We start from the raw sequence: 18,160 nt of genomic DNA, 5'->3' as shown, positions 1-18,160 counted from the left end.
TAGCAGTTTAGTTTGCCAATTAGCCATCTTAAATCTTACGTCTTATGTCTAGCGTCTATAACGAGTATTATCACAAAAGAACGGGACTTACCGTTGGCGTAAACAAAGTTCTGTTTTCTGAGCAAACTCCGTATCAGAAGGTTGAAGTTTTTGAAACGGATACATGGGGAAATCTGATGACCATCGATGGAATGGTGATGCTTTCCGAAAAGGATGAGTTCGTTTATCATGAAATGCTGGCGCATGTAGGTATGTTTTCACATCCGAATCCTGAAAAAGTGTTGATAGTTGGAGGTGGAGATGGTGGAACGGCAAGAGAAGTACTTAGACATTTTTCAGTCAAACAAGTTGATATGGTGGAAATTGATGAAGCAGTTGTCAGGGCTTCGAAAGAATTTTTACCGGATGTTGGAGCCTGGGAAGATCCTCGCTTAAATGTGCTTTTTGAAGATGGTATCGCTTTTGTAAAAAATTCGATTGCTGAATATGATGTAATAATTATTGATGGTTCTGATCCTGTTGGTCCGGCAGAAGGTCTGTTTGAAAAGGAATTCTTTGAATTATGTTTTACAGCTTTAAAGAAAGACGGTGTGCTTACCGGACAGACGGAATCGCCATGGGTTGAAGAGTATCATTCAAGCATTAAACAAGTTTTCGATGCATTAGAATTAGTATTTGATAAATCCTCTATGTATCTGGGCTTCATACCATTATATCCCGCAGGAATGTGGAGTTTTGCTTTTGCTTCGAAAGGAAGCCAACCTGAGGAAACGGAAATTGTTGAAAGAATAGAGAAGGGATTATCAGAGTTTGGTAGTGATCTGAAATACTATAACAAGGACGTTCATCAGGGATCGTTTGCATTACCGAATTTTGTAGCCGAAATTATTTGCTAGACTCATCGTTTAGCATATATGACTAAATTCCTTTTCTCTTTAGTAGTATTGATCAGTATACCCGGGATAGGTTTTGCTCAGGAAAGATCAATACAGGTATTAGAGAACGGTGAAATCTACAGAAGTATAGTCTTGCCGGAAGAAAATCAGAAAAGTAGAATTCAACAACTAACGACTTTCTATTCTGATAACGGGTATTTCGATGTTCAGATTTCATCAACAGCTGAAGAGCCAATCCAAGTTAAAACCGGACAAAGATATCGAATAAGGAGTTTAGCTTTTGAACTTGAAGTAGATAGCGTATTTGTTGCTTATGAGATTACTGGAGAGTTTTACTCAAAAGAGTTGATTGAAAAACGTATTAACGAAGAATATCTTAAAACAGTAGAAGAAGGCTATTTAAATGCTAAGGTCAGTATAGAGGAAGTAAACTTAGATTCTCTGTCGAAAGCCGTTTCTATTACAGCTAAAAAAATATGCAGCGAGCAGATCCGCGTCAGCAAGACCATTTTTAAAGGAAACACGATAAATTCTCAAAGCTATTTATCCAGATTGGCTCAAATGGAAGATTCCCTTGTGGCTTCAAAGGAAAACCTGGACCGTATCAGAAGAAACCTTAGTTCTAGTGAGTTAGTTGAGCAAGTCTCAGATCCATTTATATATTTAGAAAATGACAATTATGTAGTTCTGTTTGAAGTTAAAGAGCAAAATCTGAATCAACTGGATGGATTGATCGGTTTTGTGCCTGATGAAACCGGTAAGGGTCAAATTGTTGGAGATCTTGATATATCGCTTTGGAATGTGTTAAGAGAGGGCAATGCCTTCGAATTACAATATCAGCGCTTAAAACCGGAAACAAGCCGCTTAAACCTCGGAATATCTCAGGATTGGATAGCAAATATTCCGTTAAGCATTGGAATGGATTTCTCTTTTTATCAGAATGACACAACTTATCAAACGAGGAACATTGGGTTGTCGGGCAGTTATTTCCTTAATTCTGAATTTAGTATTAAAAGCAGGATTTATTCTCAAAGTTCGATCTCAGGTTCCACCTCGAACTTTTCAAAAGAACCGGACGGGAAGAAGCAAGGCGGTGATCTTGGATTTAACTTTTCAAAACTGGACAGGAGGGAGGTTCCGACTTCAGGCTTTTCTTTAGATGTTATCTACGGAGTTGCGAATAAAGATATTGAGGAGGATTCAGCACTGGCTTTTCGTCAACAGAGATTAGAGACGAAAGTAAGAAGCTATATACCACTGTTCGAGAAATCTGTTTTAGCGACGAGCATCAATGGGTTTTATGTGATCGGAGATCAGTTTACAGAAAGCGATCTGGTCAGGTTCGCAGGAGCTAATTCTTTAAGAGGCTATTCAGAAGAACAATTTACAGCATCTGAATTGCTTTGGGGAGATATCGAATATCGTTTCCTTACGGATCAGTATTCTTATCTATTCCTGTTTACTGCGGCCGGTATTTATAAAAGACCACAATTATATTCCGAAACAGACAATAGCTTTATCCAAAAAGATTTTCTTTACTCAGGCGGATTCGGATTAAGCTTCAGAACTGCAATTGGAAGATTGAAATTTACGTATGCACTTTCATCTACCGAAACATTCGGAAATGGAAAAGTGCATTTTGGAATAAGTACAGGTCTATAAATTCTTATTCCTTACAATGTTTGGCTAACAATTCGTCAACTTCTTCCGAATCCAGTGCTTTTGCTTTATTAAAATCAGAACAAGCTTTTTCTGTCTGATCCAGCTTAAGATAATTTTCGCCGCGCTCTTTAAATACTACAGGGTCAGCGTTATAGATTTCAATTGATTTCGTATAATCATCTATGGCTTCTTGATAGTTCTCCAGATTAACATGGGTTCTTGCTCTGTAGTCATAAACTTCTGCATTCGTTTTTTCAACGTTAAGAATTTCAGAAAAGTCAACCAAAGCATCTGTAAACAATCCTGCTTCATATTCTGCTATTCCTCTTTGATAAATGTAATCAAGATTATCCGGGGATTTCTCAATCAGTTGCGAATAGACTTCAAGAGACCTCTCAAATTCCTCCATATCCTTCAAGACAAAAGCCTGATTTGCAAGAAAGGTGAGCTCTGTTGAATCAATTTCAAAAGCCTTTTGGAAGTCTTCGATAGCTTCTTCATGCAGTTCAAGTTCGAGGTTTACTAATCCTCTTCGATTGTAAACATTTGGGTTATCTGCGAGATATTTCAGCGTGAGATTGTAATAGTTTTTAGCCTTTTCAAAGTATCCTAAGTTTTCATAAGAGAATGCGATATTAAAGCTAGCATTTGTGTAAGTAGAATCAATGGACAAAGCTTTTTTATAGTCTGCAATCGAATTTTCATAAAGTTCCTGGATCATAAAGTTATAACCGCGGTTGTTCCAGGCATCCAGATACACTGAATCTTGTTCAATGGCTATATTGAGAACTTGTTCAGCAAGATCAAACTGTTCTGTGTATATATATGCCAGCCCAAGATTGTTATAGGCTTTTGCATTTACTGAATCCATTGCCAGAGATCTTTTGATATCAGTAATCGCATTATTAAAGTCACCGATCTGTAATTTGGCAAAACCTTGATTACCTAACGCTACGCTATATTCCGGATCTAATTCCAGTGCCCTGCTGAAGTCACTTAAAGCTGCATAAAAATCTCCTTTATTAATTTTAGCAACACCTCTCAGGTTATATAATTCCTTTGACTCTTCAATCTGAAGGGCTTTATTAAATTCTTCAATAGCAGCGTCAGGTTTACCTGATTCAGTGTATTCTATACCTAATTCATATATGCTTATTAGAGAGTCAGCTTGTTCATCAGCTTCCTTTTGTGCAGCTTGCATAAAAAAGGTTATAACCTGAGGACAAGTGGATGCTAATTTTGTCATCATTTTTGGAAGTATCTCTGATTGGAAATAAGCATCATTTTCTTCATCTGTTTTTGATGAATCTTCAAACATAGTTTCCATTTGATCCATTTCTTGGCCCATCACATCTTCAAAGCATTCTTCTACTTCATCAGATTCCATATTTTCATTTTCTATAGCATCTGAGGTAATACAGACACACATTGCATCCACAAGTAAATCGAGCTCTTTATCTTGGGAAAAAGATAGTTGTGAAAAAAGAAATACTAATAAAAGGCTTGAAAGTAGTTTTTGGTAGAAAGTCATTGTTTGAAGAAATAAATTTAAAATAGTTTAGAGTTTTTATGATACCATATGTTAATTAACCACCAATCCACACGGTACCAAGTCGGAATGAATAGTATTCTTTTATATCGCTATCCGGATCAGGATTTTTAATTTTACGATGTGGTTTTTTTAAGCGCTCTTTAAACCATCTTCTCGTTTCATAAAAGTCTTTTTCCGTAGCATATTCATCAATCTCGCCAATAGTAGTGTCATCGAAATGTTCTTCATCCCAAGCATATTCCCATTCAAGTGATTGAATCCTATTGCTTAGTTTTCCATAATTCGTAGGATCGATCTTTTTCTGATCCTCAGGTTTATGAAAGGTGCTTTCATAAAAGTCCAAAAAACTATTTATACCACATACTACCTGTGATTGTGAGAAGCGCTGATCATAAAGCCATATTTTGAGATAATAGGGTTCATCCAAAGTATCCAGAGTTGTTTTCCAGCTGTCGTAAGTATCCAGCAAGACTTTCAGAATTTCTTTTCGTGCTTGTCCTTTCGGCTCTGGGTAGGTAGAATTTCCTAGTGAGAGATTGCTGTATGGAGGAACCCAAATTTTAGCATAATCTCTTTGATTTGAGCGAATAACATCCAGATCTAAATCTATGATTTGTGATCTCCATTCCTGGATTTGATGAAGTACCTGATTAAAGCCCCGAATTTTTTTTGTTTTCATATATTTAGATCCACTTCTGATCTTTTTCATCAACAGAAAGTTCAAAATCAGTCTCACCGGTATGTTTAGTACCTTTAGGTTCTATCAACATTACCCAGCATTCTTTGTCAGCGACAGGGAAATGGTCGACACCTTTTGGAACTACATATAATTCACCTTCTTTAAGATGTACATCTTTGTCTCTGAATTTAAGCAATAGTTTACCTTTTACTATAAAGAAAACTTCATCTTCGTCCGGGTGATTGTGCCAAACAAATTCACCTTCGATCTTTGCGAGTTTTATAAGTTGCCCGTTGCACTCTGCGATGATTTTCGGAGACCATTGGTCGTTGAACTGGCTAAATTTCTTCAGCAGATTAATTGAATTACTCATCCTGAAAGAAAATAAAAAGGCCATGCAAATGCACAGCCAATTAAGAAAAAAATGTAATTATTTGAATCAGGAATTATTCATCATCTAATCCATAAAATTCAGCAACCTGATTGTAGTTTCTGTAATCTAGACCTTTGCTTTTGAATAACAATGAAGGGGGGATGGCAACTACTCGTAATACATCTCCATCAAAGAGATCTTCATTTACTTCATTATTATCAGCAACCTCACCTTCTAATAAAAGATCGAAACTGTTTATATCAAACACATATCTGAGGTTTACAAGATCATTCTCAAAAGGAGTGCTGAAAGGCAATGCGTGCCATGAAGTAGTTCCTTCAAACTGTAAATAGCCAAGAACTAATCCTTCATCCACAGTAGATTCATCCAGCAAGTCCCATTCGAATTCATTTATAGAAACAAATTCATCAACGATGTCAAAGTCATCAGCGAAAATTGTACTTGTACTAGAATAAATTTGAACTCCGTCTGCACCGTCATTTCCTTGTGGTCCACGTGGACCTTCATTTGTTATAGTACATGCTTGAGTTAGTAATAATATTGAAAGTAGTGGTAATAAAGATTTTGAATGTTTCATGACTTACTCCGTTAATGTTAAGACTTCTTTTTTAAAGCCTGAAAGAATTTATCTAACTGCAAACAAGGTTGTTATCACATGTTTGGGTTAGGCAATTGATGCGATATTTTAGGTGAAAGGTGAAAGGTGAAAGGTGAAAGGTGAAAGGTGAAAGGTGAAAGGTGAGAAAAGGGAAAAAATCAGTGATCAAAAAAACCCTGACTCAATTAAGAACCAGGGTTACGAAGAGCGAAATTTGATGTCTAATTTCAGTTGGTGAAGTACATGATAGTTGCTATCACCATAAAGTTAATGATACTGAGAGGAAGTAATCTTGCCCAACCCAATTTCATTACCTGATTGTATTTGAAGCGTGGAATCGTCCAACGAACCCAAATAAATACAAAGCACCAGAAGCAAACTTTCAAGGTAAATACAGATACATCCAAAATACCTTTTAACCATATATTCATGTCTGCAGGTATATAAAGATCAGCAAATGGAAGGTGGTAACTACCAAAGAAGAACGTTGTTATTAAGATACTTCCAATGAATACGTGCATGTATTCAGCCAGAAAGAACATTCCGAATTTCATAGAGCTGTACTCTGTGTGAAAGCCACCAACTAGTTCCTGCTCTGCTTCTACAAGATCAAAAGGAGTACGATTTGATTCTGCAAATGCACAAATAATGAAGATCACAGCACCAAGTGGATTTACAAAGAAATTCCACCACATAGATTGTGATTCTGCTATATCAACTAAGCTGAGAGATCCTGTCATCAAAATTACAGAAGCAACAGCCATTCCCATTGGCAGTTCATAGCTTATCATTTGAGCCGCTGCTCTCAATCCACCAAGAAGAGAATATTTACTATTTGATGCCCAACCCGCTAGCGTTACTCCATAAACACCAAGAGAAGCAACAGCAAGTAAATACAGAACAGCTGCATTAATATCGGTTACATACAAACCTGCACCAAAAGGAATAACTGCAACAGAAAGCAATGCCGTGATCACCGGAATCATCGGAGCAATTGCGTGAAGTTTTTTGTATCCGTGAGTAGGGGTTACATCTTCTTTTAAAAGTAGCTTAAGTACATCAGCCAAAGGTTGTAGTAAACCGAAAGGTCCAACACGATTCGGTCCAACACGATTTTGTATAAAAGCAGCGATTCTACGCTCAGCATAAACAAGAATAGCAGCTGAGTTCAAATAACTTATCATTCCAACTCCGAGAACGATTGCCCAAACAGGTATTGCTAAAGGTCCGATTTCAAGAATAGCTGGATTCATTATGCAGATACCTCTTCTTTATTCATTCCGGTTAACTGGATTCCGTTTTCATCGTCCATTTTCTCATAACTAACACCTTCAAAACTAGAATTTGAAGAAGCGATCTCATCCATTATTTCTCTGGATGTGCCAAATTGGACAGACAATCCTAATCTCTTTCCAAGATTATTCATGAGCTCCCAGGTTGGAGTACAATCAACTTTGTTATCTTCGTTAACCCAGTTGTCAAAATTGGTTCCATAGCGATCAAGTCGACCCTCCGACATCTCAAGATCCAATTTACGATGAGTGTATTTGGTTTCTTTCGCAGGAAGGGAGCGTTGAATTCTACCTTCTACGTTTACATAACTTGCAGCGTGTTCAGCAATACAAGTAATTGGAATAACAAGATCTGTTGACTTTGATGTTTCTGTCTCGTTAGTAGCAAGTGAAATTACATATGGCTTTTTGAGATCTTCAGAACCAAGTACCCCACGATCTACTAATTCATCGTTTAGCAGTACTACAACTTTTGCTGATTTAATTGCTGCTTTGAGATCTTCAGCTGAAGTTTCAGAAAAACCTAGAGCCTTAACGCCTTTTGTATTTGGAGCCTGATCGTCCGTTAATAAGAAATCATCACCAAAACCTTCTTTAACATCAGGAGAGAAGTGGAAATCATTTACGCCCCAAGTGCTGAATGTTTTCATCAGAGCATAATTTTCCTCAACAGATGCATGAGCTGAACCTAATACCAGAACATCAGCAGGTTTTACAGCTTCAAGCTTTTCTGCAAATGTCTCAATTGCATTGTTCCACGAAGTTTTGATCTGATTATCACCATCCGCTTTAATAGAAGGTCTTGAAATACGATTCTCATTGAATTTTGTGTAAGCCATTCGTGATTCATCAGGCATCCAGTGAGTATTCACGTTCTCATTGTAACGAGGAGTAAGACGTAATACCAAATTATCACGAGTCCAAAGATCAACATTAGTTCCTTTACCTCCGGTAATATCGATGCTTGGAGTCTGATTCATTTCCCAAACGCGAGCCTTAAATCTGAAATCGGTAGAAGTAAGTGCTCCAACGGGACAAATATCAACAGTATTCAAAGAATATGGATCATCAAATTCCATTCCCGGAGCAGTAATCGGATAGTTTTTATCGCCCCTTGAAGCAATTGTAAGCTGATGTGTACCGGAAATCTCCTCAGTAAATCTAACACAGCGTGTACAGTTGATACAACGTTCCGCATCTAAAGTTACTCTTGGTCCAAGTTCAACTCTTTTAGGCTTATGAACTTTCTTGACTTCAAAACGGGAGCCTTCAGGTCCGTATTTATAAGTCTGAATTTGAAGAGGACATTCTCCTGCTTGATCACAAATCGGGCAATCAAGAGGGTGGTTGATCAGGATCAACTCCATAGTGTCTTTTTGAGCACGTGCCACTTCTTCGCTGGATTCCTGAGTATGAACAACCATTCCATCGGTCATTTCCATGCTACAAGATGTCTGCATTTTAGGGAACCAACGAATAACTCGTTCACCATTTTCATCCAGTTCGTATTCGCCTGTTTCCCGATTCTGTACAGGAGTTCCAACTTTTACATAACACTGGCGACAATTTGCAGGCGCGCTCATTTCAGGGTGGTAGCAGAAGAATGGTACTTCTTTACCATTATCCAAAATGAACTGGAGCAATTTAGGTTTGCCCTCAAATTCGTATCGTTTACCGTCTATAAATATTTCTGGCATAATTTCTTATTTAAACCACAGAGGGCACTAAGCTGTTTTTCTCTGTGTTCTTTGTGGTTGATAATTAAGCAAGTGCATATGTACTTTTTTTGCACCGAGCTTCAAATTCGTCTCTAAATCTGTCAATAGTATAACGCACCGGCCATGCAGCAGCATCAGCAAGCGCACAAATAGTCCGTCCTTCCATCTGTGAACAAAGATCGATCAATAATTCAAGATCTCTGATCTCGCCGTCACCGTTTCTGATCTTCAATAAGATCTTTTCTAACCAACCGGTTCCTTCACGACATGGAGTACATTGTCCACAGGACTCATGATGATAGAAATGAGAAATTCTCCACAGCATTTCAACCATGTCAGTATCTTCATCCATCACGATCATTCCTGCAGTTCCCATCATAGAACCGGCTTCACGCAATGAATCAGCATCCATATTAACTCCATCAAGAGCATCACCTCTAAGAATAGGAGTGGAAGAACCACCGGGAATCAATCCTTTAAGTTTCTTTCCGTTTCTCATTCCACCGGCAACTTCTTCGATCAAAGTGAGAACAGGCATTCCTGTTGGTAATTCATAAACTCCGGGTCGGTTAACATGTCCTGAAATTCCATAAAGAACCGGTCCGGGATGAGTTTCTGCTCCGATTCCGGAAAACCAATCAGCACCATTTTTAATTACCAATGGCACACACGCAAGTGTTTCAATATTGTTGATTGTGGTTGGACGTCCCCATAATCCTTTTTGAGCAGGGAAGGGAGGTTTAACTCTTGGATATCCACGTTTTCCTTCCAGAGATTCAAGCATGGAAGTTTCTTCACCACAGATGTAAGCTCCTGCTCCGCCAGTAACATGAAATTCCACATCAAATCCGGAATCAAGTATATTCTTTCCGATAAAGCCTTTGTCGTAAGCATCTTTAAGAGCTTTCTCCATCATCTTTATCCAGGAGTAATACTCTCCACGGATGTATACATAAATGGCGGAACACTGCATTGCATAAGCTGCAATAAGAGCTCCTTCAATGAAAAGATGAGGATTGTATTCGAATATCTTTCGGTCTTTAAAAGTACCCGGCTCTGATTCATCACCATTACAAGCTAAATATCTTGGTCCGCCGTCAGGTTTCGGCATAAAAGACCACTTTAAGCCTGCATTAAATCCTGCACCACCACGTCCACGGATATTTGCAGCTTTAACTTCATTAATTACTTTTTCAGGATCCCAATCGTTAGACAAAACCTTTTTTAGAGAGTCATAACCACCATTTTTGGTGTAAACGTCGATCTCATGAAGATTTGGGGTATCCGGGATAATTACGGGAGTATATGATTTCCAATCGAATGACATTTCTTAACTCCTTTCCGTGTGTTGTGGCATACCAACCGATTCAAATTCAGGCATTTTATCTGCTTTCAAGCTTTCAATAACTTCATCAAGCTTTTCTTCTGTAAGATTGTTTACATACACATCGTTTGTGATCTGCATCATTGGAGCATATCCACAAGCTCCTAAACATTCCACAGATTGGATGCTAAACATTCCGTCTTTGGTAGTTTCACCTGCTTTAATGCCAAGTTTATTTTCAAGATAATGAAGCATATCATATCCGCCACAAAGCTGGCAACTTGTTGTAGTACATACATCAAGTACATACTTGCCCATTTTCTCTTTGTAATACTGAGTATAGAAAGTTGCAACACCGTGTACGTGGGAAACGGGCAGGTCTAAAGTCTCAGCAACCAAATGCTGTACTTCAGGTTCCACATGTCCAAATCTTCGTTGAGCAACCCAAAGAGTAGGTAAAGTAGCCGGCATTACTTCCGGGAACTTAGCTTTGATAGTCTCAATCTCTTTTAAATCTTCCGGGGTGAATTCGTAGTTATTCGCCATTATTTATCTGCTTCTCCCATTACAGGGTCAACTCCACCAATCACAACTACAGTATCAGCAACCATCTCTCCATCGAGGATGTTTTCGAGTACCTGCAGGTTTCTGAATGAAGGAGTATTAATTTTAATTCTCCAGGGATGTCCGGTTCCGTCACTTTGAATGTAATATCCAAGCTCGCCTTTTGGAGACTCTACAGCATGGTAGCATTCTGCTCCGGCAGGCGGACAAATTCCTGTATCGGTCATCATAAAGTCGTGAATCATACCTTCCATCGAGTAATAAACCTCATCTTTTGAAGGGTAGGCATGTTTAGCATTGTTAGATCTGATCGGGCCTTTAGGCATTTTATCTAAACACTGCTGAATAATTCTGATACTTTCTTTCATTTCTTCCATACGCACAAAGTATCTGGCAAGATTATCGCCTTCTAAACGAGTAGGAACTTCAAATTCTACTTCGTCATATTTCGAATATGGAGTAATAATTCGTTGATCAACAGCAAAACCCGAAGCTCTTAAAACTGGTCCCGTTGCTCCAATATCCAGAGCTTTGTCAGTTTCCAGAACACCAACATTCTCGTTTCTGTCGATGAAGATTCTGTTTCGGTCTAAAAGTCCATGCCAGTCTTTAAGCTCTTGCGGGAACTTAGTGATGAACTCTTTGATGATTGCAGAAGCGTCACTGGTCAAATCATTAGCAACACCACCAATTCTGGAATGCGAAACCGTAAATCTGTGTCCTGCGATCTGATCCATAATATCATAGATCTTTTCACGCTCACGGAACGTCCAGATAAAGAAGGAAATTGCTCCGGCATCCATAACCATTGTTCCCAACCAAAGAAGGTGAGAGGACATTCGTGCCAATTCACAACCGATCATCCTTATATATTGAGCGCGGTCGGGTACTTCAACACTTGCAATTTTTTCGACAGCCAAACAAAGCGCAACATTATTGCTGTAAGGAGAGAGGTAATCCATACGATCCGTGTATGGCATAAACTCCTGATACGTTTTGTTCTCAGCAATTTTTTCAACGCCTCTGTGTAGATATCCAATATCAAGTTTTGTTTTCTCGATGGTTTCTCCACGCAATTGAAGTACTAAACGAAGAACTCCGTGAGTTGCAGGATGCTGAGGACCCATATTCAGGATCATCTTGGCATTTAATGGATCATCGATATCCACATCTTCAATAGTAGTATGTTTGTCTTCAAGACTTTTATATATACTACGCTGATGTTTCTCCTGAAACTGCGGATTTACTCTACTGTTAATATCTGTTACTTTCATATGCCTTACTCCGTATCTGGTGTTGTGTTCGGCAATTCTATCGATCCCGGAATTCCCAAAAGAGGAAATTCTTTTCTCATCGGGAAATACTCAAAATCTTCAGGCATAAATATTCTTCTTAGATCAGGGTGGTTTTCAAAACGAACTCCGAACATATCGTAAACTTCGCGTTCGTTCCAACCTGCAGCCTTCCAAACCGAAGAAACTGATTCTAATGTTGGGTTTTCTTCTTCTACACGAACTTTAATAAATACTCTGGTTTGTGTACGAAGGTTCATAAGGTTATAAACAACTTCAAAGCGCTCGTCAGAAGTGTAGCGATCGTTACCAAAAACATCGCAAAGGAAAACAAAATGCTGCTTCTTTTTAAGATATTTTGATATTTCCAGAATTGAATCAGCTTCAACCCGTACAAAAGTGTCTCCGCTACTTTGATAGACTTCTATAAGCTTATCAGAAAAATTTTCTGTAAGTCCATCTACCAGAGTTTGTAAAGTGTCATTTAATTCTAAGCTCATAGACTAGGTATCCAAAAGAACAGAATGTTCTGTTTTAATTTTGTCTTGAATTTTCATTAGTGCGTGTATTACAGCATCCGGTCTTGGTGGGCAGCCGGAAACGTAAGCATCAACAGGAAGGAAATTATCTACTCCCTGAACTACTCCGTAGCATCTGTGCATTCCACCGGTAGAAGCACAGGCTCCCATTGCGATACACCATTTCGGATCAGGCATTTGATCCCAGATTCTGCGAATCGCATGTGACATTTTATAGGTAGTCCAACCTGCAACGATCATTACATCACTTTGACGAGGGGAGAAGCGAAACACTTCTGACCCAAATCGGGATACATCATACTTCGGACCTGCAAAAGCCATCATCTCAATAGCGCAACAAGCTAAACCCATTGGCATTGGCCATGCAGCATTTGCGCGTCCCCAATTTATTAATTTGTCTAAGCGGGTGGTTAAATAACCTTCACCAAGTGCGGATTCAATTCCCATTATAAACTCTAAATTTTATTTGTTTTAAGATCCCAGTCTAAAGTTCCTTTTTTCAAAGTATATAAAAGACCGATCAGAAGTATAGTTATAAATACCATCATTGAAATGAACGTTCCAAGTCCTAAATCTAAATATCTTACTGCCCATGGATAGATAAATACAACCTCTAGATCGAACACGATAAATTCCATTGCGACCAGATAAAAACTGATCGAATATCTTTCACGGGCTTCCCCAACAGGATCCATTCCACTTTCATATGGATTCAATTTGTGCTTGTTTGGACGGTAGGGGCCAAGTATTCTTGACAGAGTCATTAGTAGAAGAGCCAGAACGATGGCGATACCGGCAAGAATTAAAATAGGAAAATAACTGTCGAGCATAGAATTATTAAGTCACAATTAATGAGCTAAAAGTTAGCCTCAATGTTTGGCAATGTCAATGAAATCGGGCGTGAATATAGGCTTAAATTTACTTTTTATGAGCAGGAATTTTTATTAAGAATAATTCTAAATAAAATGAACGCGAAAGCTATTCAATTCGGTTTAACACTTACATAAAAAACCGTACATTTATAGAAAAGTACATAAAGGTTATCGTTTGAAGAAAATAAGAATGGAAATTTTAGGATTATCAACAAGCCCAAGTAGTGGAGGGGCTTATGCGTTGATACTATCCGAAGTAAAAGGTAATCGACGACTTCCTATCATTATTGGTTCGTTTGAAGCACAAGCTATTGCTCTGGAGCTTGAGAATATAAAACCACCACGACCAATGACTCATGATCTTTTAAAGAATATGATTCTCAGTTTCAATGCAGAGATCCAATATATTTTTGTAAATGAGTTATCAGAAGGGACATTTTATGCACAGGTTGTAATGGATAGGGACGGTGAAATTGTAGAACTGGATGCTCGCCCGAGCGACGCTATTGCACTCGCTGTGAGATTTGGTTCAGATATTTTTGTTTCGAACAGTGTTTTAAGAGAAGCAGGAATTTCTACAGAACCTGATTCAACTACATTGGAAGAAGCTTTGAATGTTGAGATCGAAGAGCCGGTAAAGAAAGGTTTATCCAGACTTGAAGAACTTAATCAGGCACTGAAAGAAGCAATTGAAGCAGAAAACTACGAGAAAGCTGCAAAAATCAGAGATACTATTCAAAAACTTAAGGCCAATTAGTGACTAAAGAAACTTACTCTTTCGAGAAGCTTCCATTTTCGAAATTATTTAAAACCTACGTATCGAAATTTGCAGACCTCGACGATTTTTATTCTGTAAACCCTTTCTCTGATTCTGAGATCGCATCAAAAGCCAAAAGGATTGAAAAGCAGGAATCTCACAAAAAGTTTATTAAGGCTCTCAAAGATTTACATTCTGAATTGGACATTGATCAAAACGAACAAGTAGAGAAACTTGCTGATCCGGATTCTTTAGCCATTGTTACAGGACAACAGTTGGGAATTTATGGCGGACCGGTATTTACCATTTATAAAACTATTTCTGCCATTTTGCTCGCCAAAGAATGGGAAAAGAAATTAGCAAGACCTGTGGTTCCGGTTTTCTGGCTTGCAGATGAAGATCATGACTTCGAGGAAATTGCATGGTTTGGCATTCCCGGTAATAATGAGTTTAAAAAGCTTGAGTATACAGACCAATCAAATGGAAAACTTGTATCAGATATTAATATTAAAGACGGTATTGAGGAATTAAAGAGTTCTATCAAGTCTGAAATGTTTGATACAGATTTTACTGAGAAACTTTGGGACCTGTTTGACAGATGTTTCAAAAGCGGAGTGACATTCAGAAAAGCTTTTGCTTTAATGATGGATGAGCTATTTGGAAAGCATGGTTTATTAATAGTGGGAAGCAATTTTGAACCGATAAAGAAAATTGTAGCTGATACTTTTAAGAAGTCTGTTACTCAGGCTAAGGCAATCAATAAATCTCTTGAAGAACAATCAGGTAAATTGGAAGCTAACTTTCATCGTCAGGTAGTACTTGGAGAGTCTAACCTTTTCTACATAGATGATGATGAGCAAAGATTAAAGCTGGATCATGAAGAAGGTATATGGAGTGCCGGAGAGAATAGTTGGTCGGAGAAGGAATTACTTGAACTGATTGACATCAAGCCTGAGAAATTTTCTCCTAATGTATTTCTGAGACCTGTGATTCAGGATCAGCTTTTACCAACTTTAGGGTATGTGGCAGGCCCCGGAGAAGTAGCTTATTACGGTCAAATGAAAGAACTTTACCCTCATTTTGATCTTGAAATGCCCATAATTTTTCCACGATTCAGTGCTACTTTAATAGAATCGGGAATAGATCGCATCTTAGAGAAAATCCCATTTGAGTTTCACAGATATGGTGAAAGAATTGAAGATCTGGAAAAGGAATATGTGAAAATCTCTGAATCCACTGATGTTGAAGCTTTATTCAAAAACTGGAAAGAAAGTATTCAGTCTGCTTCAACAGATCCAAAAGATATAATTAAAGAAATTGATGGTTCTTTAGATGGTTTGGTAGGGAAGACCGTTTCAGGCTTTGAAACAGAACTGGATAAGATAAAAGGAAGGGTTTACAGATCTATTAAACAGCAGGAAGAAACTCAGCTTCAACGTATCAGAAAGATAAAAGCTCAGCTATATCCGGATAATGGACTGCAGGAGCGGATGGTTTCATTTATGTATTTCATGAACAAATATGGAGTGGATGTTTGGGATAACCTTTTGTCAGATCTTGAGAAAGAACCACTGCAATTAGACTCTCATCATTTGATAAGATTATAATGTCTGTCTCTGATCAAAAATCAGAACTAAGAGCTCGATTGTTAAAGCTCAGAATGTCTATTGAAAAAGAAGATTGGCAATCCTGGTCCGAGACTATAATTAATGAACTAAAAAAAATCCCGGAGTTTATTGATTCAAATGTAATCCATTGTTTTGTTTCAATGAATGATCGTAAAGAGGTTAACACTCACTCTTTATTGAATGATCTGATTTCTTCCGGAAAGAAAGTAATTGTTCCAGTTACAGATTTTGAAACCGGAGAATTGAAGCATTCTGAGTTGAGATCATTTAAAGATCTGAAGGAGAATAAATGGGGAGTTCCGGAACCGGATGAAATCCATCCTCAAACACAGGAAACAGATCTGATCCTAGTCCCTTTGCTGGCTGCTGATAACGAATTCAACAGGCTTGGTTACGGGAAAGGGTTTTACGATCGTTTCTTAAAAAAAGAAAATGCAGTTAAAGTCGGGCTACTATTTGATGACTTTCTTATTGATCAAGTTCCCGTTGAGAACTTTGATGAGAAGCTGGATATTTTAATTACTGAAAAAAAGATTTTAAGACGTAACAATAGCGATTTGGGTTCGTAGTAGCGCACAGGAGAAAAAATTATGGCAGAAAAAACACGACAAAAAACCGGATCTAAAACAGGCTCAGCAACACTAGAGTTTGAAGACTTTGAATTACAGTCTGCAATGCAAGACTTTTTAAAAGAAGAACCTAAAGAAGAAGGTAAAGGAGTTTGGAATTTTTCAACATTTGCCGGTCTTGGTATGCTTTTTATCGCATTCACTTTTTTGCTTCAATTAATAGGTTTCCCAATGGGACAAGGTCTCTCTGCTTTTGCTCAGGATGCAATTAGTGCTTTACCAATAATTGGTGGAATTCTTGTGACGTTAGTTGGTTTTGGTTTTTTAGTTGGCGACAGAAAGAAAGAGAAAAAAGCTAAAAAAGAATCACGCAGAAAAAGAAAGGCTCAAAGTAAAAAGAATATATACTCCAGCGATATTCATGGTGCTGAAGAATTTACAAGTACACTGAATAATGATCTGGATTCTTCCGGGAAGTCTTCAAGTTCCAGCAACTATAGTTATGACAATTTCGGTTATCGTCATGCTAAGAGATTGATGAAATCCAGAACTAACAAAAAGATTGCGGGAGTATGCGGAGGTTTAGCTAAATATTTCGGATTAAGTTCTACAGTAGTTCGTTTCATTTTTGGCGCCGTTTTTATCATGGGATGGGGAACAAGTTTACTTATCTACATCGGTCTGGCCTTAGCGATGCCAAAAGAGCCTATCGAGATGATGGATGACTTTGATTTCTAATCATTGATTTCTTTTCCATATTTATCCATTTCATAACCGCATTTTTTGCATGTCCACCCTCCATATAAAAGTTGACGTTCAGTTTGCGGTTTTCTTATTATGGGTTGTTTTGTGTTACAATTTGGGCATTTAACTCTTTTAAGATTAACACCAAAGAAATCTTCTCTTGTGATCATAATAGCTACTCAATTATACATTGATCCAAAATAATTCAAATTATCTTGAGATTAAAATTCTTCTTAGATTCACTACATGCTAATTACATTTGAAGGAATTGACGGAAGCGGGAAATCGACTCAGATTTCTCTTTTAAAAGATCACCTCTCTAAATCCGGGAAAGAAGTACAAGTACTTCGTGAACCGGGTGGAACGGATATTTCTGAGCTAATCAGAGGGATGTTGTTGAACCCTGAAATTGAGATCGATCCGGTTACGGAGTTGTTACTGTTTTCTTCGGCGAGATCTCAATTAATTGCGGAAAAAGTAAAACCACTTTTGGCTGAAGGAGTAGTTGTTATACTTGACCGGTTTTATGATTCCACAACAGCGTATCAGGGTTACGGTAGAAAGAGTATCCCTATTGATCAGGTACATCAGATCAATAAGATCGCTTCACATGAAATAGCTCCTGATGTAACATTTTACCTTCGTCTCAGTTTGGAAGAATCCGCGAAGAGAACTGCTCATATGCAAAAAGACAGGATGGAGCAATCCGGTATTGAATTCTTTCAGAATGTGATCAAGGGTTTTGACGAACTCTCTAAATCTGAAGATAGATTCGTGACTATCGATGCATCAAAAAATGTTGATGAGGTTCATGATTTGATCCTGTCTAAGCTTCCTTTTTAGCGATTCCGTTTCAAAAATATCAAAATTTGGCTAAATCCATCATTTCGCTGAAAGTGGGGTGATGGAGGTTCAAACAAAGCTCCTCTTATCTCAAATCAATTTTGCGTTTATAACCCTGACAGAGTTAATTAATGACGATGGATTTATAAGATCTGAAGTTTAAACCCTGTTTGGGTTATGAATACAAGTCTTATTCAAAATTCGACCACACGGACGAGTCGATCATTATTACAATTC

General features: G+C 38.0%; 19 protein-coding genes. 7 read left to right on the top strand and 12 right to left on the bottom strand.

Features of this window, described 5'->3' with window-relative positions; translation table 11 throughout:
* The first annotated feature begins 44 nt into the window (after nt 1-44).
* The gene (gene speE, locus A8B79_RS01435; protein ID WP_066217116.1) at nt 45-896 is read left to right on the top strand and encodes a polyamine aminopropyltransferase; all 852 of its coding nucleotides are present in this window, start codon (nt 45-47) and stop codon (nt 894-896) included.
* An 18-nt stretch (nt 897-914) separates the two neighbouring features.
* On the top strand, nt 915-2,558 hold the full coding sequence (locus tag A8B79_RS01430) for a BamA/TamA family outer membrane protein (RefSeq protein ID WP_066217115.1): 1,644 nt from the start codon (nt 915-917) through the stop codon (nt 2,556-2,558).
* Between the two features lie 4 nt (nt 2,559-2,562).
* On the opposite strand, the gene A8B79_RS01425 is transcribed toward A8B79_RS01430, so the two are convergent.
* The 12 genes from A8B79_RS01425 to A8B79_RS01370 form a co-directional block, all read right to left on the bottom strand.
* Nucleotides 2,563-4,089, bottom strand: a complete 1,527-nt coding sequence (locus A8B79_RS01425) for a tetratricopeptide repeat protein (RefSeq protein ID WP_066217113.1) — start codon at nt 4,087-4,089, stop codon at nt 2,563-2,565.
* Nucleotides 4,090-4,144: 55 nt separating this feature from the next.
* Nucleotides 4,145-4,789: a hypothetical protein gene (locus A8B79_RS01420; protein WP_153038317.1), complete on the bottom strand. Its 645-nt coding sequence runs from the start codon at nt 4,787-4,789 to the stop codon at nt 4,145-4,147.
* 4 nt (nt 4,790-4,793) lie between these two features.
* Nucleotides 4,794-5,162, bottom strand: coding sequence for a cupin domain-containing protein (locus tag A8B79_RS01415; RefSeq protein ID WP_066217530.1), 369 nt, complete (start codon nt 5,160-5,162; stop codon nt 4,794-4,796).
* 73 nt (nt 5,163-5,235) lie between these two features.
* The gene (locus tag A8B79_RS01410; RefSeq protein WP_066217110.1) at nt 5,236-5,760 is read right to left on the bottom strand and encodes a hypothetical protein; all 525 of its coding nucleotides are present in this window, start codon (nt 5,758-5,760) and stop codon (nt 5,236-5,238) included.
* Nucleotides 5,761-6,008: 248 nt separating this feature from the next.
* On the bottom strand, nt 6,009-7,034 hold the full coding sequence (gene nuoH / locus A8B79_RS01405; RefSeq protein WP_066217108.1) for an NADH-quinone oxidoreductase subunit NuoH: 1,026 nt from the start codon (nt 7,032-7,034) through the stop codon (nt 6,009-6,011).
* Nucleotides 7,034-8,770: a molybdopterin-dependent oxidoreductase gene (locus A8B79_RS01400; protein WP_066217106.1), complete on the bottom strand. Its 1,737-nt coding sequence runs from the start codon at nt 8,768-8,770 to the stop codon at nt 7,034-7,036. Before A8B79_RS01400 ends, nuoH begins: the two co-directional genes overlap by 1 nt.
* Before the next feature lie 64 nt (nt 8,771-8,834).
* Nucleotides 8,835-10,118: an NADH-quinone oxidoreductase subunit NuoF gene (gene nuoF, locus A8B79_RS01395; protein ID WP_066217103.1), complete on the bottom strand. Its 1,284-nt coding sequence runs from the start codon at nt 10,116-10,118 to the stop codon at nt 8,835-8,837.
* Nucleotides 10,119-10,121: 3 nt separating this feature from the next.
* Entirely contained in the window at nt 10,122-10,661 is a 540-nt protein-coding gene (locus A8B79_RS01390; protein ID WP_066217102.1) for an NADH-quinone oxidoreductase subunit NuoE family protein, read from the bottom strand.
* On the bottom strand, nt 10,661-11,953 hold the full coding sequence (nuoD, locus tag A8B79_RS01385; protein WP_066217100.1) for an NADH dehydrogenase (quinone) subunit D: 1,293 nt from the start codon (nt 11,951-11,953) through the stop codon (nt 10,661-10,663). Before nuoD ends, A8B79_RS01390 begins: the two co-directional genes overlap by 1 nt.
* Before the next feature lie 5 nt (nt 11,954-11,958).
* On the bottom strand, nt 11,959-12,471 hold the full coding sequence (locus tag A8B79_RS01380) for an NADH-quinone oxidoreductase subunit C (protein ID WP_066217098.1): 513 nt from the start codon (nt 12,469-12,471) through the stop codon (nt 11,959-11,961).
* 3 nt (nt 12,472-12,474) lie between these two features.
* A complete protein-coding gene (locus A8B79_RS01375; protein ID WP_066217096.1) occupies nt 12,475-12,957 on the bottom strand; it encodes an NADH-quinone oxidoreductase subunit B in 483 nt (160 codons plus the stop codon).
* 8 nt (nt 12,958-12,965) lie between these two features.
* Nucleotides 12,966-13,340: an NADH-quinone oxidoreductase subunit A gene (locus A8B79_RS01370; RefSeq protein ID WP_066217093.1), complete on the bottom strand. Its 375-nt coding sequence runs from the start codon at nt 13,338-13,340 to the stop codon at nt 12,966-12,968.
* Nucleotides 13,341-13,557: 217 nt separating this feature from the next.
* Here A8B79_RS01370 and A8B79_RS01365 point away from each other — a divergent pair, with 217 nt between their 5' ends.
* The 5 genes from A8B79_RS01365 to tmk all read left to right on the top strand — a co-directional run bounded on the left by A8B79_RS01365 (nt 13,558) and on the right by tmk (nt 17,923).
* Nucleotides 13,558-14,139: a bifunctional nuclease family protein gene (locus tag A8B79_RS01365; protein ID WP_066217090.1), complete on the top strand. Its 582-nt coding sequence runs from the start codon at nt 13,558-13,560 to the stop codon at nt 14,137-14,139.
* Entirely contained in the window at nt 14,139-15,746 is a 1,608-nt protein-coding gene (gene bshC, locus A8B79_RS01360; RefSeq protein WP_066217088.1) for a bacillithiol biosynthesis cysteine-adding enzyme BshC, read from the top strand. Before A8B79_RS01365 ends, bshC begins: the two co-directional genes overlap by 1 nt.
* Entirely contained in the window at nt 15,746-16,336 is a 591-nt protein-coding gene (locus A8B79_RS01355; protein WP_066217086.1) for a 5-formyltetrahydrofolate cyclo-ligase, read from the top strand. Before bshC ends, A8B79_RS01355 begins: the two co-directional genes overlap by 1 nt.
* A gap of 21 nt (nt 16,337-16,357) precedes the next feature.
* Nucleotides 16,358-17,074: a PspC domain-containing protein gene (locus A8B79_RS15925; protein ID WP_082894023.1), complete on the top strand. Its 717-nt coding sequence runs from the start codon at nt 16,358-16,360 to the stop codon at nt 17,072-17,074.
* Between the two features lie 252 nt (nt 17,075-17,326).
* Nucleotides 17,327-17,923: a dTMP kinase gene (gene tmk, locus A8B79_RS01340; protein WP_066217083.1), complete on the top strand. Its 597-nt coding sequence runs from the start codon at nt 17,327-17,329 to the stop codon at nt 17,921-17,923.
* Nucleotides 17,924-18,160: the final 237 nt, after the last annotated feature.

The sequence above is a fragment of the Balneola sp. EhC07 genome, assembly GCF_001650905.1.
GTDB lineage: Bacteria > Bacteroidota > Rhodothermia > Balneolales > Balneolaceae > Balneola.
Note: the sequence above shows the minus strand (reverse complement) of the source record. Positions and strands in the feature narration are given on the sequence as shown.

Excerpts from the sequence above, each read along its gene's own strand:
- A8B79_RS01425 (WP_066217113.1), bottom strand. The coding sequence starts at position 4,089 with ATGACTTTCTACCAAAAACTACTTTCAAGCCTTTTATTAGTATTTCTT.
- A8B79_RS01380 (WP_066217098.1), bottom strand. The coding sequence starts at position 12,471 with ATGAGCTTAGAATTAAATGACACTTTACAAACTCTGGTAGATGGACTT.
- nuoF (WP_066217103.1), bottom strand. The coding sequence starts at position 10,118 with ATGTCATTCGATTGGAAATCATATACTCCCGTAATTATCCCGGATACC.
- A8B79_RS01415 (WP_066217530.1), bottom strand. The coding sequence starts at position 5,162 with ATGAGTAATTCAATTAATCTGCTGAAGAAATTTAGCCAGTTCAACGAC.
- A8B79_RS01355 (WP_066217086.1), top strand. The coding sequence starts at position 15,746 with ATGTCTGTCTCTGATCAAAAATCAGAACTAAGAGCTCGATTGTTAAAG.
- speE (WP_066217116.1), top strand. The coding sequence starts at position 45 with ATGTCTAGCGTCTATAACGAGTATTATCACAAAAGAACGGGACTTACC.
- A8B79_RS01370 (WP_066217093.1), bottom strand. The coding sequence starts at position 13,340 with ATGCTCGACAGTTATTTTCCTATTTTAATTCTTGCCGGTATCGCCATC.
- A8B79_RS01410 (WP_066217110.1), bottom strand. The coding sequence starts at position 5,760 with ATGAAACATTCAAAATCTTTATTACCACTACTTTCAATATTATTACTA.
- nuoD (WP_066217100.1), bottom strand. The coding sequence starts at position 11,953 with ATGAAAGTAACAGATATTAACAGTAGAGTAAATCCGCAGTTTCAGGAG.
- A8B79_RS15925 (WP_082894023.1), top strand. The coding sequence starts at position 16,358 with ATGGCAGAAAAAACACGACAAAAAACCGGATCTAAAACAGGCTCAGCA.
- A8B79_RS01430 (WP_066217115.1), top strand. The coding sequence starts at position 915 with ATGACTAAATTCCTTTTCTCTTTAGTAGTATTGATCAGTATACCCGGG.
- A8B79_RS01390 (WP_066217102.1), bottom strand. The coding sequence starts at position 10,661 with ATGGCGAATAACTACGAATTCACCCCGGAAGATTTAAAAGAGATTGAG.
- A8B79_RS01400 (WP_066217106.1), bottom strand. The coding sequence starts at position 8,770 with ATGCCAGAAATATTTATAGACGGTAAACGATACGAATTTGAGGGCAAA.
- nuoH (WP_066217108.1), bottom strand. The coding sequence starts at position 7,034 with ATGAATCCAGCTATTCTTGAAATCGGACCTTTAGCAATACCTGTTTGG.
- A8B79_RS01420 (WP_153038317.1), bottom strand. The coding sequence starts at position 4,789 with ATGAAAACAAAAAAAATTCGGGGCTTTAATCAGGTACTTCATCAAATC.
- A8B79_RS01375 (WP_066217096.1), bottom strand. The coding sequence starts at position 12,957 with ATGGGAATTGAATCCGCACTTGGTGAAGGTTATTTAACCACCCGCTTA.
- tmk (WP_066217083.1), top strand. The coding sequence starts at position 17,327 with ATGCTAATTACATTTGAAGGAATTGACGGAAGCGGGAAATCGACTCAG.